Below are 17,151 nucleotides of genomic sequence, written 5' to 3' on the forward strand. Positions count from 1 at the left end.
GGATATCCTAAAACAAGCAATTTTGATGCTTATTTTGAGCAGTTAGCGTTAGACAGTCATCGTGGCCTTGAATAGAATAGAGTTAAAACTTAAAAACTTTAAATCATTCAAGCCCCCCCGCCCATCGGATATTTTGTGAACGTTGCAGAGCAATTACTGAGTGGTATTCTGGATACATTATCATTGCAAGTGGCAGTGATTGATGAAGCAAGCAGCATTCTCTATGTGAATCAGGCTTGGCGTAGCTTTGGCCTGTTTTACGGCCTGCAACTTGACACAGACTGGTTTGGCATCGCCTATCTCGATATTTGCAAGGCCAATGAAGACACCAACCAGCCAGCCTTGCTGGAGGGCGTTCAACAGGTATTAAGTGGGGCACGTGACCATTTCAGTATTGATTACCTCTGCCACACTCCAACCCAGGAGCCGACCTGGCTGACCTTGAATTTGCAGCCGATGCAAAGCAGCCTCGCAGAGCAGGGCCCGTGCTTTTTGCTGACCCTCACCAATATCACGCATCACAAGCAGGTCGAAGACCGGATTTCTGCCCTCACACTGACAGACCCGCTCACCGGCCTCGCCAACCGCCGTCGACTGGAGCAATTCATGCGGGATGAGTGGTCACGCGCGATCCGCCATCAATCCAGCCTGAGTGTGATGATGGTCGATGCGGATCACTTCAAGCAACTCAATGACAGCATGGGGCATGCCGCTGGCGATGACTGTTTGCGCCAAGTCGCCACCATTCTGCAAGGCTTTAGTAACCGGCCAGGAGATCTGGCTGCACGCTACGGTGGAGAAGAGTTTGTGTTGGTACTGGGCCAGACCACGCAGGCGGAAGCCGTCAAAATTGCCGAGCGCATCCGGCAAAAAATCATGGCGCTGGATATCCGTTTTGCCGGACACCGCTTGATGACAGTGAGTATAGGCATTGCCTCACTGGGCGCCCATCATGCGCAATCCACAAAGGAGCAACCCGCACGCACCCAGTGGCTCAATTTTAGTGAAGACGGTAATTTATTGCTGGAACAAGCGGACAAGGCCCTGTATGTGGCAAAAAAACAGGGCCGTAATCGCGTTGAAGTGTACGACAAACACCACAGACTGACGGTGCCGCTCTCGGTGTAGACCAAATGCGGGCTAAGTCCGCGAGCAGCTCACCGCGGTGAACAAAAACTAGGCAGCACGCGCTTCCAGCATGGCCACCGCAGGCAAGGTCTTGCCTTCCAGAAACTCCAAAAACGCGCCGCCGGCCGTTGAGATGTAAGACACTTTGTCATAGATGTCGTATTTTTGAATGGCGGCAATGGTGTCACCGCCCCCAGCCAGCGTAAACGCCTTGGTTTCGGCAATCGCCTTGGCAATGGTTTTGGTGCCTTCGCCAAACTGGTCAAACTCAAACACACCAACCGGGCCATTCCAGACCACGGTACCGGCTTTCATGATGATATCGACCAACTCAGCCGCGGATTGCGCGCCGATATCAAAAATCATGTCATCGGCAGCGACCTCAGTTGCGGCTTTTTTCACGGCAGGCTCATTCGCATCAAACTGCTTACCCACCACCACATCTTTGGCAATCGGCACACAAGCGCCACGGGCAGCCATTTTCCCCATCAGGCCTTTGGCCGTTTCCACCAGGTCGTCTTCGCACAGAGATTTGCCTATTTCATGACCCGTCGCCTTGAGGAAGGTATTGGCAATGCCGCCGCCTACCACCAGTTGATCCACTTTGTCAGACAAACTTTCCAGCACGGTGAGCTTGGTAGAGACTTTAGACCCGCCCACAATCGCCACCAGCGGACGTGCCGGGGCCAGCAAGGCCTGGCTCAAGGCATCAAGCTCTTCGGTCAGCAAAATACCGGCACAGGCGACAGGCGCAAATTTGGCAATGCCGTGGGTGGAGGCTTCGGCGCGGTGTGCGGTGCCAAAGGCATCCATGACAAATACATCGCAGAGCGCGGCGTACTTTTTGGCCAATTCATCATTGTTTTTTTTCTCACCCACATTAAAGCGGCAGTTTTCGAGCAAAATCAACTGACCGTCCTCGGTGGTCAAACTGTCTTCAGGCGCATTCGGTGCCAGCCAGTTTTTCACCAGGCGGACCGGCTGACCCAATAGCTTGCTCATGACATCGGCCACGGGCTTCAGGGAGTTTTCTTCGGTATACCCCCCCTCTTCAGGACGGCCCAGGTGTGAGGTCACCATCACTTTGGCACCGGCTTTCAATGCATATTCTATGGTGGGCATGCTGGCCACAATTCTGGCATCACTGGTCACTACGCCATCTTTTACCGGCACATTGAGATCCGCACGGATGAAAACGCGCTTGCCACGTAAATCGAGGTCGGTCATTTTGATGAATTTCATGAAGGTCTCCCTTGAGCGGTCGGCGCCGCTTGAATATAAACTGGTAAGGATAAAAAGCTGTTTGGCAAAAGCAAACGGGGCATAAAGCCCCGTGCATGATTAAGCAATGTGTTGAACCAGACGCAGCAGGTTACAGGTATATCCGTATTCATTGTCATACCAGCCGACCACTTTAACAAAGGTCGGATCCAGCATAATGCCGGCATCGGCATCAAACACACTGGCGGCTGGGCTGCTACGGAAGTCACTGGAAACCACCTTCTCGTTAGTGTATTCCAGTACGCCTTTCAGCGCGCCGTCAGCAGCTTGTTGCATGGCTGCACAAATGGCCTCATAAGTCGTTTCGCTATTGAGCTCCACGGTCAGGTCAACGACAGACACATCGGCAGAAGGCACGCGCATGGACATGCCGGTGAGTTTTTTGTTGAGGGAAGGAATCACCTTGCCCACCGCCTTGGCCGCGCCTGTACTCGAAGGAATAATGTTTTCAAACACACTGCGACCGCCGCGCCAGTCTTTTTTGGAGGTACCATCAACCGTGAGTTGTGATGCAGTGGCGGCATGAATGGTGGTCATCAGGCCACGCTTGATACCAAAGCTATCGTGCAAGACTTTGGCTAAAGGCGCCAAGCCGTTGGTGGTACACGAAGCCGCTGAAATAATGGCCTGACCAGTATACTCATGGTGATTCACGCCAAATACAAACATGGGAGTATCATCTTTACCCGGCGCAGATTGCACTACTTTTTTGGCACCGCCTTGAATATGCGGCTGGCAGGTTTCCTGAGTCAAAAAGGCGCCGGTGGACTCCACCACAATCTCTGCACCGCCTTTGCGCCAGTCAATATTGTTCGGGTCACGCTCAGCCGTCAAATGGATACGCTTACCATTCACGACCAACGCGCCATTGTCAGCTTCTACTTTGGCATTAAACCGGCCATGGACTGAGTCATACTTGAGCAAATACATCATGTATTCAACATCATATGAGCTGTTAATCGCCACCACTTCAATATTGCTGAACTCTGGCTGCTCAATTGCCGCACGCAACGCCATGCGACCTATCCGTCCAAACCCGTTAATGCCTACCTTGACTGACATATGCTCCCCAACATTGTTAGAACTAAAATGAAGTATTTTAACCTAAACACACTATACTGGACAGACAGTAAGTGTTTGATTTGATACACGACTCAAGCATTCCCATATTTAAAACCCGGTCATTTTGACCACGCAGGGCTGCTTGTGATCAAAGAGGAAGGTTATGCAAGACAACATTATTCTGGCGGGTGGCTGCTTTTGGGGCATGCAAGATTTAATCAGAAGACTGCCTGGCATCGTTAGCACACGGGTAGGCTATACCGGCGGAGAGGTGCCCCATGCCACTTACAAAAATCATGGCAACCATGCCGAGGCGATTGAGATTGTATTTGATCCCGCACAGATCAGCCTGCGGCAATTACTGGTCTTTTTCTTTCAGATTCACGACCCGACCACGCCTAACCGCCAGGGAAACGATTTGGGGCCCTCTTACAGATCGGCCATTTTTTATGCGTCAGGAGCACAGAAAGCCGTTGCCGAACAATTGATTGCTGAAATGAACGCCTCAGGCATCTGGCCCGGCAAAGTTGTCACCGAACTCACACCGGCGACAGACTTCTGGCTGGCAGAACCGGAGCATCAGGATTATCTGCTGCGTTACCCCAACGGCTACACCTGCCACGGCCTGAGACCGCAGTGGATATTACCGCAAGATCGCGCAACAGCAAGCTGGTCATAAACCAGGCATGAACATTACTCTGGCGTTACGGTGGGCGGCTGCTTGGTCACGGCCGAGGATTTGCGCGCTTTAGGATAGTGGCGTCTGGCAGGATGATGCAGAAAAGTCGCCAATTCATTCAAGGCCAATTGATAGACCTCGCGCTTGAATTCGATCACATCCTCCAGCGGCACCCAGTACTCACTCCAGCGCCAGGCATCAAACTCGGGATGCTCGGTCGCGCGCAATGACACATCACTGTCACGCCCGATCAGGCGCAACAAAAACCAGATCTGTTTTTGTCCTTTGTAGCTTCCGCGCCACTCGCGCTTGACCCAGCTGGTAGGCACGTCATAGCGTAGCCAGTCACGTGTACGGCCCAGAATTTTAACGTGCTCAGGCTTGAGGCCAACCTCTTCCATCAATTCACGATACATGGCTTGCTCAGGCGTTTCACCATATTTGATGCCGCCTTGCGGAAACTGCCATGCATGTTCCCTGATACGCTTGCCCCAAAACACCTGATTGTGCGTATTGCAAAGCACAATTCCGACGTTTGGACGGTATCCATCACGATCTAACATAAAAAACTGCCTTCAATATTTCATGCAATTTTTTCACACTTTAGCCTTTAATGAAAGGACAACCGTCAAAAGCATGCGCAAGCCCGGCAAGGTGTATAAAATTCAAAAGCAGACTCGCCAATTTATTTAAAATCCATCATGCGCCCCACGAAAACACTGTCAACCAGAGACAAGACCATGCGTTGTTTGCCCATGCTCAAGCGATTTTCAACCAGATTTACGACCGGGCTCTCGATCCGTCTCCCGTTGGCAAGTATGAAGTTTTTTGCCCCCCTCTTGCTTGGTGTGCCCATTTTCGCGTTAGCGGGCAACCTCGCTTACATCACCAATCAAGGCAGTGACAGCGTATCCGTGCTGGACATCGCCAGCAAGCAAGTCACGCGTACCATTGCGGTGGGCAAAGCCCCAGTCGGGGTGGCTATCGCACCTAAAAAGCAGCGCGTGTATATCAGCAACGCTAATAGCCAAACCGTGTCAGTGATCAATAGCGCCACCCAACAAACGGTGCAAGAAATTCCGGTCAACGCCCAAGCCGTTGGCATTGCTTTAAGCCGCGACGAGAAAACCTTGTACGTGGCCGATTGGGGCGGCGAGCAAGTGATTGCAGTGGATACTGCGCATCCTGAAAAACAGCAAACCTTCAAAGCGGGCAAAACCCCTTCCGGCTTGCTGGTCAGTGCGGATAACAAAAAGCTGTTTATCGCCAACCGCGACAGTAACGATGTCACCGTGGTCGATACCAAAACCTTGAGAACCATTGCACAAGTGCCCGTTGGCCTGCATCCCTTTGCACTAAGCTTGAGCCCGGATGGTAAAACCGTGTTTGTCGTTAATGTGGTCAGCAACACGCTCACCTTGCTGAATGTAGAGACCTATCAGGCCAGCACCGTCAAAACCGGGCAGCACCCTTATGGCGTGGCGATCAGCCCAGATGGCCGTCGTGCTTACGTGAGCAACAATCACGCCGAAAGCGTGTCGGTAATTGATTTGACCAATGGCAACACCATCAAAACCATCGCTGTGGGCGAATATCCCGAGGGCATTGAATACGACAAGGCCAGCAATCAGGTACTGGTCGTCAACTGGGGTACTGACAATGTCTCCATCATTGATGCACTCACCAATACCGTGACGCAAACGATCAGCAGTCCCAAGTTATGCCGCTCTTTCGGGCAATTTATTCTCGAAGCGAAATAGCAAGAAAACGGCTCTGCAGAGCCAAAGCAACCTATTTTTTGATTTTTTCACAGGATGACCAATGAATTAGTCGCAAAGAAGTTTATTTTTGGGTAAAGTCTCGGATTGTTTTTTAAAACACTTTGACCGCTTACCGATCCACGCCGAGCTTTAGTTTTAAAAGCGTTTTAAAAGTCTGTAAATTTCAGGAGATATGTAATGAAAAAATTTCTAGGCATGATTGCAGTTTCTTTATTGCCCTTGATCCCCCTCACCGCTGGTGCACACGGTGCAGCGGCCTTGCGCTTTGAAAAAAGCGTCACCATCAAAGCGCCAGCTGCAAAAGTATGGGCATTGGTCAAAGACTTTGGTAACGAACAAGCCTGGCACGCGGGTGTTGTGTCTACCACCGTAGAGCAGAAAAAAGATGAAAACGGTGACGACGCCACCTACCGCACCGTCAAACTGAAAAACGGCGGCGTCATGTACGAAAAACTGCGTTTCATTGATGACGCTGGCATGCGCGTTAAATACGAATATGTCTACGAAAAAAGTACATTACAGTTTTCTAACTTTTACCCAATGATCACAGTGACTGCCAACGGCAATGACACCGTCGTTTCAGTCAAAGGCAGCTACACTCGCGCCGATTCCTCCAACATTCCAAAGCCTGAGCAAAACGATGATGCCGCGACCAAGGCGCTCGACGACTTTTTTGATCCAGGTCTCGAAAGCCTGAAAAAGGTTGCCGAATCGGGAAAGTAATTAGCCAGGGTTCTGGAAAAAAATCGCAAGGCAACAGTAAACCCTGGTGGAAATTCTGGTAAGTCTTACGTTGTAAACAACACTGTTTTTGCAAATCAGTCACTGCCAAAAGCAAGCGACTGGCACCAAGTAAAGGGATTGTGTACCACACAATCCCTTTTTTGCATTTAGCCAAACCACCTGCCCAAAACCATCACCTATCCTGTCAAAGATGGGCAAAGCCTGTCACTTTCTGTCAGCTTGGCTAACCACAACCACGCTCGCACTTTTTAAATTCAATTCGAAGAAATGAAGCATAAAAACCCTTTAATTCATATTTTTCAATCAGTTACATTCAGTAAAAGCAGACTGGCACGCCTGTTGCTTTATGGTTAGCCAACACTGTTGAAAAAGCAGTGACTTAAACAAAGAAGTAACTGACTTTAAACTTGACTTGAAGGAAAACATGATGAAAAAACACGCACAACAAGGTTTTACCCTGATTGAATTAATGATCGTAGTGGCCATTATTGGTATTTTGGCTTCTGTGGCGATTCCTGCATATTCAGACTACACAAAAGAGGCTTCTGATGGCGCTTGTTTGGCAGAAGCTAGTGCATACTCAACAATAGTCTACTCAGCAATTGCATTATCCAAAGATATTCCAGATCACAATGCTAAAGCTTGCAAGGCAATCACTAAACCACTAGCGACAGATAAATCCTTCTCAGCAGAGCCGGCAAAAGAGGGCACTGGCGCAACCATTTCTTGTGATTTGGTGAAGGGCGGAACTTGCACCAAGACCCCTAAAGCTTAATATCTAATCTACTTGAGCAAATAAGAAAAAGCCCTGTTCAAACAGGGCTTTTTACTAAGGCTTAATGATGAAAATACATAATACGGGCTTCTCACTGATTGAACTAATGATCGTGATCTCTATTATAGGCATTTTATCGGCCGTGGCCGTGCCCGCTTTTCAAGCTTACAGAATAGAGGCTGCAAATGGTGCATGTCTGAAAGAAGCTAACATTTATGCAAGAAGAGTTTACGCAGACATACAACTGAACAAATCCATAGCGAATATCCCAGCTCCGGTTGCAAAAGCCTGTAGCGACATTAACAATGGTGTTAAAGTAGTTACAATAACAACGTTCACATCTAGAACTCACTCACCTGGCAACGCCATTATTTCTTGTAATTTAAGCGCTGGTACTCCTTGTCTTATTACAACAAACTCTCCTTGAGAATTTATAACTTAACAGACTTGAATAAATGCATTTTAAGCAAATCTTAAACAAGATAGCAGCGCTTCAACGGAACTGATTTGAATTTAAAAACAATGTTAGAACAGCTTGCTGTAAATAAAAATTGTAGCTCAACCGTACTCTGGTTACACGGCCTAGGTGCCGACGGCCACGACTTTGAGCCTGTGGTACAAATGCTCAACCTGCCACACATCAAATTTATCCTACCTCATGCCCCTTACCGTCCCGTCACTCTCAACAATGGCTACGAAATGCGTGCCTGGTATGACATTTTTGGGCTACAGCCGGGTAGCCCGCAAGATGAAGTCGGGATTAAAAGCATGCAAGCGACATTAAATGCGATGATAGAAGCCGAAATTGCGCAGGGGATTCCGGCGCACCGCATTTTACTGGCAGGATTCTCGCAAGGCGGCGCGATGGCTTTGCATACGGCAACGCGTTTTCCACAAACTTTGGCAGGCGTACTGGCGCTTTCCACATACTTACCCTTAAAGAGTCAACTCTCCCAAGAAAAACACCCAGCCAACCAGCAGTGCCCGATCTGGATGGCGCATGGCCGTTTTGATAGCGTAATTACCATGGCAACCGCGCAAGCTTCGCGGCAAACACTGGAGGCCACAGGCTATGCGGTGGAATGGCATGAATACGATATGCCGCATAGTGTTTGCGACGAAGAGATCAACGATATCCGCCAATTTTTGCTCAAGGTGCTTCCGCCAGCGCAATAACCCTATCTTGAGAATAATCCCGCAAGCAGGGGGAGTTTTGTTAAAATAGCCAGCGTTTTCATAGGCCTATTTTCATGAGTGCTCCCAAAAAAACACCGTCTGCGGTGAGTGATCAACCAAGTTTTGCCGAACGCCTAGCGGCGCTAGAAACCATCGTCAAGCGCATGGAGTCAGGCGAACTGCCGCTAGAGGCCTCACTGGCAGCCTATACTGAGGGCGTGCAATTGTTACAAGCTTGCCAGACCTCTTTAGAGCAAGCAGAACAAACCGTGATGCTGCTTAACCAACAACAGCAACTGACGCCCTTCGAAGCGAATTAACCCGCCAGCCACTTTCCTGTTTATTCATGACCACTTCTGCTTTTGTCTTTGATCATTGGGCACGCGCACATCAACAACATGTGGAGCAGGTGCTGGCTCGCCTTTTGCCTGGTGAGCAAATATTGCCTGAACGCCTGCACGAAGCCATGCGTTACGCGGTGCTCGGTGGAGGTAAACGGGTGCGTGCGTTATTGAGTTATGCCGCAGCAGAACTGGCAGGCACCTCCAGAATGACGGCTGATGCCAGTGCGGCAGCTGTCGAGTTGATTCACGCATTTTCATTGGTGCATGACGATATGCCATGCATGGATGACGACGATTTGCGTCGTGGCAAGCCGAGTTGCCATAAGCAATATGATGATGCCACCGCACTGCTGGTCGGTGATGCCTTGCAAAGTCTGGCATTTGAATGCATCGCCGAGACTCAGGCACCACAAGCGCTCAAGCAAGTGCAGGTATTGGCACAAGCGACCGGCTCACGTGGCATGTGTGGCGGCCAAAGCATCGATTTGCAGAGTACGGGCAAACGGTTGACGCGTGCTGAGTTAGAGACCATGCATCAATATAAAACTGGCGCGCTGATCCGAGCCGCGACATTGCTTGGCGCTTATGCGGCGCCAGACACCGCACCGGCATTAATTCAGTGTTTGGAGCAATACAGCCAAAAGATGGGGCTAGCATTTCAGGTTGTCGATGACATTCTCGATGCAACAGCAGATACGCAAACCCTGGGCAAAACGGCTGGCAAAGATGCGCTGCAAGACAAGTCTACCTACGTCAGCCTGCTGGGGCTGGAGGAGGCAAAAACGCTGGTAGAAGCACTTTATGCTGAAGCGCTGCAATTATTGGCAGGCTATGGTGCCCAGGCGGATCCGCTGCGCGGGATTGCCAAATTTATTTGTGAGCGTCCTTTTTAATCATGACTTCACTATTGTCCCGTATTCAATCCCCCACTGAGTTACGCGCACTCGAGCGCACACAACTCAAAGTGCTGGCTGCAGAGCTGCGAGCATTTCTGATTCAAAGCGTCTCGCAAACAGGGGGGCATCTGGCCTCTAACCTTGGCGTCGTCGAACTGACCATTGCGCTGCATTACATTTACAACACGCCGGATGACCGCTTAGTGTGGGACGTGGGCCATCAAACCTATCCGCACAAAATTCTGACCGGCAGACGCGAAGCCATGGCAAGCCTGCGCAAGGCGGGCGGGATTGCCGGTTTTCCCAAGCGTGATGAGAGTGAGTACGACACCTTTGGCACCGGCCACTCCAGCACCTCGATTTCTGCAGCGCTAGGCATGGCAGTAGCGGCCAAAGCGCAAGGACTCGATCGCCGCAGTGTTGCCATTATCGGTGATGGTGCCATGACCGCAGGCATGGCGTTTGAGGCGCTCAATAATGCGGGCGACATGGATACCAATATCCTGGTGATCCTCAATGACAACGACATGAGCATTTCCAACAATGTGGGGGCGCTCAACAATTACCTGGCTCGCCTCATGTCGGGCAAGTTGTATGACAGCGTACGCCGTAGCGGTAAAAAAGTGCTGGATATCATGCCGCCCGTCAAAGAATTTGCCAAACGCGCGGAAGAACATGCCAAAGGCATGGTCACGCCCGGCACCCTGTTTGAAGAGTTCGGGTTTAATTACATCGGCCCGATTGATGGCCACGACATAGACACACTGGTGGATACGCTGGGCAATATCCGTCAATTGCAAGGGCCGCAGTTTTTGCATGTGGTGACGCAAAAGGGCAAAGGCTACAGCCCGGCCGAAGATAACCCAAACAAATACCACGGTGTGAGCAAGTTTGACCCGGAAAATGGTCACAGCCTGAGCCACAGCGACCGTCCGACCTATACGCAAGTGTTTGGTGATTGGCTGGTAGACATGGCCGCGGCAGATGACAAACTGATAGGCATCACGCCTGCCATGTGTGACGGTTCCGGACTCAATCGTTTTGCAGAGACGTATCCGGCACGCTATTTTGATGTCGGCATTGCTGAACAACACGCATTGACCTTTGCTGCTGGCATGGCGTGCGATGGCCTTAAGCCCGTAGTGGCGATCTACTCGACCTTTTTACAGCGCGCTTACGACCAATTGATCCACGATATTGCGCTGCAAAAACTGGATGTGTTACTGGCGATTGACCGTGCCGGGCTGGTCGGTGCCGATGGCCCCACCCATGCGGGCAGCTTTGATTTAAGCTTTTTGCGCTGCATCCCGGAGATCGTCATCATGGCACCCAGCGATGAAAACGAGTGCCGGCTGATGTTGTCTACCGGCTACCACTACCCTGGGACTGCGGCTGTCCGTTATCCGCGCGGCAGTGGCATCGGTGCCACCGTGTCGCCCACGTTAGCGACGCTAGCAATTGGCAAAGCCAGCCAAGTCAGACAGGGCGTAAAAGTGGCAATTCTGGCGTTTGGCAGCATGCTGGAGCCTGCATTACAAGCTGCAGAAGCTTTGAATGCCAGCGTGGTGAATATGCGCTTTATCAAGCCGCTGGATGAAGCGATGGTGTTGCACATGGCGCAAACCCACGACTACCTGGTCACGGTGGAAGAAAACGCTGTTCAGGGTGGAGCTGGCGCTGCCGTCATGGAGTGCTTGCAGTCGCATGGCGTGGTGAAAGCCATCCGCTGTCTGGGACTTCCTGACCGTTTTATTGATCACGGCAAACATGAAACTATGCTTGCGGATTGTGGTCTAGACGAGACCGGTATACGCTTGGCTATTGAGAAATTAATTTCCGAGTAGTAAACTCAACTATTAACTAACAGGCGGGCATCCCCGCTATGGAACCCTAATGAATCAACCCGTGCTCCCCACAACGATTGAAGACGTACAAAATACGCCTGACGTGCGTCGTCTGGACATCAACAAAGTCGGCATCAAATCTATCCGTCACCCTGTCATTGTCAAAGACAAAACGGGCGGCGAACAACATACCGTAGCGATGTTTGATATGTTTGTGCACTTGCCGCACAATTTTAAAGGCACGCATATGTCTCGCTTTGTCGAGATATTGAACATGAACGAGCGTGCCATCTCGATTGATTCATTTGAAACCATCTTGCGCCAAATGGTGGAGCGCCTGGAGGCTGAATCAGGCTATGTGGAAATGCGCTTCCCTTACTTCATCAACAAAGCGGCGCCAGTATCTGGTGTGAAAAGCCTGCTTGATTATGAAGTAACGTTTATCGGTGAAATCAAAAATGGCCAGTTCGAGATTACCGTCAAGGTTATGGTACCAGTGACCAGCCTGTGCCCATGCAGCAAGAAAATTTCAGACTACGGCGCACATAATCAGCGCTCACATGTGACTGTCACTGCATTATTGAGCGAGTTTATGTGGCTGGAAGACTTGGTAACCCTGGTTGAAGAACAAGCCTCTTGCCAGTTGTATGGCCTGCTCAAGCGTCCAGATGAAAAATTCGTCACCGAGCGCGCCTATGACAATCCAAAATTTGTCGAGGATATGGTGCGTGACGTCGCAGCACAACTCAATGATGAAAAACGTATCATCAAATACGTTGTTGAATCTGAAAACTTTGAGAGTATTCACAACCATAGTGCATATGCCTTGATCGAGAGAGACAAACGCGTTCAGTAATCTGTTTTGACAAAGTTTCAGTGTAGGCTAACATCGATTTCGATGTTAAGCGAAGCGGCCAAAACTAAAATTTCGAGTCTATCCACAATCACTCGGCTTATGCATTAATTGAGAAAGACAAACGTCTTTCATAACCGCACATGCAAATAAAAACGGCCATCAGGCCGTTTTTTTATACCTGCTGATGTGCCCTCCTTCACTAATGACTAAACATGCCATTGCGCGCATAAGGTTGATTCAGATGCAGGCCGACCGCCACGATGATCGCCCCCAGGAGCGGAAACAGCGCCGCCAGCGTAAAGGTCAATTGGCCGCCTAAATACTGCAAGGCAAAACCGCCGAGTAAGCCACCCAGCGCGCCACCTACCCCGTACGCCACACTGTTATATATGGCCTGCCCTTTGGCCTGGTGACGGCCATTAAAATATTGCGTCACCACCTCGACCGAGGCCGCATGAAAACTGCCAAAGGTAAACGCATGCAGGGTTTGCGCCAGTAATAACAACCACAGTTGATCTGGCACCAGACCCATCATGGTAAAGCGCACCACGCCAATCAGCAGGCTCACCAGCAAAATGGTTTTGAGTTTAAAGCGTGCCATGATCCAGGGCATTTTCATGAAAATGCCAATTTCGCAAATCACGCCTAGCGACCATAACCAGCCGATCATGCCTTTGCTATAGCCATGCTCGGCCAGATAAATCGAATAAAAGTTATACATGAGCCCATGCGCGGTCACCATCATGGCGCAGCCAATCAGCAGCGACATCACGGCAGGCTGCTTCAGAATTTGCCACACTGAAAAATCATCCTGCGCATGCGGTGGAACATGCGCCTCAGGTAATAACCAGGTCAGGCCAAACAAGCTGCATTGCACCAGCAGAATAAACCAGAGCAGGCTGCCTATGCCAAACCAGTCCGTCAGGTAACCGAGTAAGACTGAGGCCACAATAAAGCCCCAGGAGCCCCACAAACGGATTTTGCTGTAGTGACCGTTGGTGCTAGCCAAATGCGCCAGTACCAGCGACTCCGACAGCGGCAAGGTGGAGCTGGTAAATAAACTTAAGGCGACCATGACAATAAACATGGTCTTGAAATCATGGGCCCAAAAGATGGCGACAAAGCCCAGCAAGCCGAGAAACGCGGTCACGCGTATCCAGCGTACACGTTGCCGGGTATGGTCAGCCAGCCAGCCCCAAAGATTGGGCGCGACGATCCGGCTCAACTGAAACAGCGACATGAGGATGCCGATATCGGCAGGACTGAAGGATTCGGCCGTCAGATAAAGCCCCCAGTAGGGAACGAACGCACCGACGAAAAAGTAGTAGATGAAATAAAAGCGCGACAGATTAAAGTGTAAGGCGTGGCTCATGACAGGTGTGCGCTTTAAAGGTCACCGCCCAGGCGCAGGCCATGGGCGGGTGAAATTACAGACGAGGCGTGTTTGAATGCACGTCCGCATTCTGGCCACGATGACGCAGGGCATGATCCATCAGCACCAATGCCAGCATCGCCTCTACGATAGGCGTGGCCCGGATGCCGACACATGGGTCATGACGACCCGTGGTTTGCATCATGATCGCCTCGCCAGCCTGATTAATTGAACGACGCGCTTGCGGGATGCTGGACGTGGGCTTGAACGCGACATTGACCACAATGTCCTGACCGCTGGAAATGCCGCCCAAAATACCCCCGGCATGGTTGGTGGCAAACCCTTCTGGCGTCAACTCATCACAATGCTCGCTGCCGCGCTGGGCAATCGAATCAAACCCGGCACCGATTTCCACGCCTTTAACGGCATTAATGCCCATCATCGCATGCGCAATATCGGCATCCAGACGGTCGAAAATCGGTTCGCCCAGACCAACCGGCACGCGTTCGGCCACCACAGTAATCTGAGCACCGACAGAATCGCGCTCGCTACGGATCTGGTCCATATAAGCTTCAAGTTGCGGCAACATCTCGACATTGGGGGCAAAGAAAGCGTTACCCTCATGTGCCAGCGCTTCCCAGCCCACAAACGGCACCTTGATTTCACCGAGTTGGCTCAAATAGCCGCGGATTTCTACGCCGTATTGTTGCTTGAGCCATTTTTTGGCAATGGCGCCGGCGGCTACACGCACCGCTGTTTCACGCGCACTGGAACGGCCACCGCCACGGTAATCGCGAATGCCGTATTTCTGGGAATAGGTATAATCCGCATGGCCAGGACGGAAAGTGTCCATGATTTTGCTGTAATCCTGCGAGCGCTGATCGGTATTGCGAATCAGCAAACCAATCGGTGTACCAGTCGTTTTGCCTTCAAACACACCAGACAAGATCTCCACCTCATCGGCTTCTGCCCGTTGCGTCACATGGCGTGACGTTCCAGGCTTGCGACGGTCAAGATCCACTTGCAGGTCGGCAGCACTCAACTCCAGCCCTGGCGGACAGCCATCCACAATCCCGCCAATGGCCGGACCATGCGATTCGCCGAATGAGGTCAGGGTAAACAGGGTGCCGATGGTATTGCCAGACATGTGAACTCTCACTGAATAATTTTGTTTATTTTATCATAGACTGCCTGCGACCCCGCCCACGGGTTGATTTCCGGGCCTTGAACGCTTATGCTGAAACGGCTTATTGATCTGGGACCATGATGGCTAAACGCAAGCACCCGCACCGCAAACATCGACTGTTAGGCAAGCCGCAAACCGGCACCGACACGACCGCGCAAACAGAGTCAACCGCCGCCTGCATTCACAAAATTTGCTACAACACGCAAGCGCTAGTCGCGCAGCAACTGACCATGCAGGAGATCACTGATTGGCAAGCGCCTGGCGGGCATGTGGCCTGGATTAATGTGCACGGCGTACTGGATATTCCCCTTTTACAAGCGGTCGCCCGTCGCTTCAAGCTGCATCCGTTGGTACTGGACGATATTTTAAACACCGAACAGCGTCCCAAACTGGATACCTACCCCGACTACCTGTTTCTGGAAACGCGCCTGTTTTACTATGATGCTGAAAGCATGAGTGTGAGCTCCGAGCAAATCAGCATGGCCTTGGGTCGTGAGTGGCTGCTGACTTTTCAGGAAAGGCCCTCTGGCAGTTTTGAGCCCGTGCGCGAGCGCTTGCGCCAGGGCCAGGCCTTGCTGCGTCAAAGTGGCCCGGACTACTTGTGCTATACCCTGCTAGATAGCCTGATGGAACGTTACTTTCAGGTGCTGGAGGCCATCAATGAGGATGCCGAACAACTCGAAGCCCATTTGCTTAACCAGCCCACGCCGGAAGACCTGCAGAATATCCACCGCCTCAAACATGTGTCCATCCAGCTCAGACGGGCAGTATGGCCCTTGCGAGAAGTGCTCAATAGCCTGATCCGCAATGAACACGGATTCTTTAGTCCGCAAACCGTGCCTTACCTGCGCGACCTGTATGATCACACCGTGCATTTTACCGAGTCGCTGGAAGCGATCCGCGACACCTTGAGTGGACTCATGGATATTTACATGACCAGCTTGAGTCAGCGCGTCAACCTGGAAGTACGGGCATTGACCGTGGTCGCCATGCTGTTTATGCCAGCGACACTGATTGCGGGGATTTTTGGCATGAACTTCAATGAAATGCCCTGGCTCAAGGAGCCAAACGGCTTTTGGTGGGCGATGTTGATGATGCTGGGCATTGCCTTGGCCATGCTGCTAGTTTTCTGGCGGCGGCAGTGGTTAAGCAGCCGCCGTGAAGCTTAGTGGCACTCAGACAAGCGTCGCCAGCGGTTGCCGGTTCAATTGCCTGAACACATCCTGCAGCTCGAAATAAAGCGCCAGATAGTCATGGGCGGCGGCACTTTGTGCGTCATACTCAAACACATGCTGGCCCATGCGCAGACTTTCGCTCAAGGCAGCATGCTCACCAATTTTGGTCATGAGCAGCTCCTGACCAAACAGGCGGCGCATTTCCTGCTCCACCTCAGTGGTCATGCTCTTGCGTGACTCGGCCCGCGTGAGCAGGTAGCGGCGCGCGATCTTGCGCTTGAGCACGGGCTGCAAGGCATTGAGCGCCTTGTCCATCCGGACCGCAGAATGAATCGATAAATAATCCGTGGTCACAGGGACCACAACCAGGTCACTGGCAAACACGGCACTTAATGAAATCACCCCCATGTACGGACAGCAATCCATCACCACCGTTAACGCCGGCTGCTGTTGTGCCAGGGTGTCCAAGCCCGCATTCAACTTACCCAGGGTCGCCGGTCCACGGCCAAATTGCGAATCGAGCTTGCTCAACGCATGATTGGCCGTAATCAGTTGCAAACCATTACGTAGCGGTTGAACCAGGTTGGCGACAGCAGTGCCACGCTCATAAAAATCGAGTAGGCTGGACTGAACATTCAACCCTGTATGCTTATAGATCTCGGTCAATCTTGCCTGCGGATCCATATCCAGCAACAACGCTGGACGTTGTTTGCGCTGGTAGGCGGCGGCCAGATTTAGCGCAGTCGTCGTCGCCCCAACTCCGGCTTTCTGATTAAGAATGGCAATTTTTAACATGAGGGTATGAATGCAAAGTCGCGCTTGAGGAAATCATTTCAGACCTGGATATTTCAG

At 51.3% G+C, this 17,151-nt stretch carries 18 protein-coding genes; 12 read left to right on the plus strand and 6 right to left on the minus strand.

Annotated elements, in window-relative coordinates; translation table 11 throughout:
- The first annotated feature begins 135 nt into the window (after positions 1–135).
- Entirely contained in the window at positions 136–1,128 is a 993-nt protein-coding gene (locus ACT53D_RS08300) for a sensor domain-containing diguanylate cyclase (RefSeq protein WP_379074765.1), read from the plus strand.
- A gap of 48 nt (positions 1,129–1,176) precedes the next feature.
- Here ACT53D_RS08300 and ACT53D_RS08305 read toward each other — a convergent pair whose 3' ends face one another.
- A complete protein-coding gene (locus ACT53D_RS08305) occupies positions 1,177–2,370 on the minus strand; it encodes a phosphoglycerate kinase (RefSeq protein ID WP_476155661.1) in 1,194 nt (397 codons plus the stop codon).
- 99 nt (positions 2,371–2,469) lie between these two features.
- Positions 2,470–3,471 (minus strand): type I glyceraldehyde-3-phosphate dehydrogenase, encoded by a 1,002-nt coding sequence (gene gap, locus ACT53D_RS08310; protein WP_313985669.1) that lies wholly within the window; start codon positions 3,469–3,471, stop codon positions 2,470–2,472.
- A gap of 163 nt (positions 3,472–3,634) precedes the next feature.
- On the opposite strand from gap, the gene msrA reads away from it, so the two are divergent.
- Positions 3,635–4,150 carry a peptide-methionine (S)-S-oxide reductase MsrA gene (gene msrA, locus ACT53D_RS08315; RefSeq protein ID WP_476155663.1) on the plus strand — a complete coding sequence of 172 codons (516 nt, stop codon included), beginning with the start codon at positions 3,635–3,637 and terminating at the stop codon, positions 4,148–4,150.
- A 14-nt stretch (positions 4,151–4,164) separates the two neighbouring features.
- On the opposite strand, the gene ACT53D_RS08320 is transcribed toward msrA, so the two are convergent.
- Entirely contained in the window at positions 4,165–4,713 is a 549-nt protein-coding gene (locus ACT53D_RS08320; RefSeq protein ID WP_476155665.1) for an RNA pyrophosphohydrolase, read from the minus strand.
- A 177-nt stretch (positions 4,714–4,890) separates the two neighbouring features.
- Between ACT53D_RS08320 and ACT53D_RS08325 the strand changes: the two genes are divergently transcribed.
- The 9 genes from ACT53D_RS08325 (at position 4,891) to folE2 (ending at position 12,566) form a co-directional block, all read left to right on the plus strand.
- On the plus strand, positions 4,891–5,910 hold the full coding sequence (locus ACT53D_RS08325) for a YVTN family beta-propeller repeat protein (protein ID WP_476155667.1): 1,020 nt from the start codon (positions 4,891–4,893) through the stop codon (positions 5,908–5,910).
- A gap of 198 nt (positions 5,911–6,108) precedes the next feature.
- Positions 6,109–6,654 carry an SRPBCC family protein gene (locus ACT53D_RS08330; RefSeq protein ID WP_379074751.1) on the plus strand — a complete coding sequence of 182 codons (546 nt, stop codon included), beginning with the start codon at positions 6,109–6,111 and terminating at the stop codon, positions 6,652–6,654.
- Positions 6,655–7,102: 448 nt separating this feature from the next.
- Entirely contained in the window at positions 7,103–7,450 is a 348-nt protein-coding gene (locus ACT53D_RS08335) for a pilin (RefSeq protein WP_379076864.1), read from the plus strand.
- 67 nt (positions 7,451–7,517) lie between these two features.
- Positions 7,518–7,877, plus strand: coding sequence for a pilin (locus tag ACT53D_RS08340; RefSeq protein WP_379074748.1), 360 nt, complete (start codon positions 7,518–7,520; stop codon positions 7,875–7,877).
- Positions 7,878–7,972: 95 nt separating this feature from the next.
- Positions 7,973–8,626: an alpha/beta hydrolase gene (locus ACT53D_RS08345; RefSeq protein WP_476155669.1), complete on the plus strand. Its 654-nt coding sequence runs from the start codon at positions 7,973–7,975 to the stop codon at positions 8,624–8,626.
- A gap of 74 nt (positions 8,627–8,700) precedes the next feature.
- Positions 8,701–8,946, plus strand: a complete 246-nt coding sequence (locus tag ACT53D_RS08350; protein ID WP_194748651.1) for an exodeoxyribonuclease VII small subunit — start codon at positions 8,701–8,703, stop codon at positions 8,944–8,946.
- Positions 8,947–8,972: 26 nt separating this feature from the next.
- Positions 8,973–9,863 (plus strand): polyprenyl synthetase family protein, encoded by an 891-nt coding sequence (locus ACT53D_RS08355; RefSeq protein WP_379074742.1) that lies wholly within the window; start codon positions 8,973–8,975, stop codon positions 9,861–9,863.
- A gap of 2 nt (positions 9,864–9,865) precedes the next feature.
- Positions 9,866–11,710, plus strand: coding sequence for a 1-deoxy-D-xylulose-5-phosphate synthase (gene dxs, locus ACT53D_RS08360; protein WP_476155672.1), 1,845 nt, complete (start codon positions 9,866–9,868; stop codon positions 11,708–11,710).
- 49 nt (positions 11,711–11,759) lie between these two features.
- Positions 11,760–12,566 carry a GTP cyclohydrolase FolE2 gene (gene folE2, locus ACT53D_RS08365; RefSeq protein ID WP_476155674.1) on the plus strand — a complete coding sequence of 269 codons (807 nt, stop codon included), beginning with the start codon at positions 11,760–11,762 and terminating at the stop codon, positions 12,564–12,566.
- A gap of 199 nt (positions 12,567–12,765) precedes the next feature.
- Here folE2 and ACT53D_RS08370 read toward each other — a convergent pair whose 3' ends face one another.
- Complete coding sequence (locus tag ACT53D_RS08370; RefSeq protein WP_476155676.1) at positions 12,766–13,938, minus strand: MFS transporter; 1,173 nt, start codon at positions 13,936–13,938, stop codon at positions 12,766–12,768.
- A 55-nt stretch (positions 13,939–13,993) separates the two neighbouring features.
- On the minus strand, positions 13,994–15,085 hold the full coding sequence (gene aroC / locus ACT53D_RS08375) for a chorismate synthase (protein WP_476155678.1): 1,092 nt from the start codon (positions 15,083–15,085) through the stop codon (positions 13,994–13,996).
- A gap of 119 nt (positions 15,086–15,204) precedes the next feature.
- On the opposite strand from aroC, the gene corA reads away from it, so the two are divergent.
- The gene (corA, locus tag ACT53D_RS08380) at positions 15,205–16,293 is read left to right on the plus strand and encodes a magnesium/cobalt transporter CorA (RefSeq protein WP_313985819.1); all 1,089 of its coding nucleotides are present in this window, start codon (positions 15,205–15,207) and stop codon (positions 16,291–16,293) included.
- 6 nt (positions 16,294–16,299) lie between these two features.
- Here the strand turns inward: corA and ACT53D_RS08385 are convergent, their stop codons facing one another.
- Positions 16,300–17,094 (minus strand): ParA family protein, encoded by a 795-nt coding sequence (locus tag ACT53D_RS08385; protein ID WP_476155680.1) that lies wholly within the window; start codon positions 17,092–17,094, stop codon positions 16,300–16,302.
- Positions 17,095–17,151 lie beyond the last annotated feature (57 nt).

It is taken from the genome of Methylophilus sp. DMC16 (assembly GCF_056314045.1).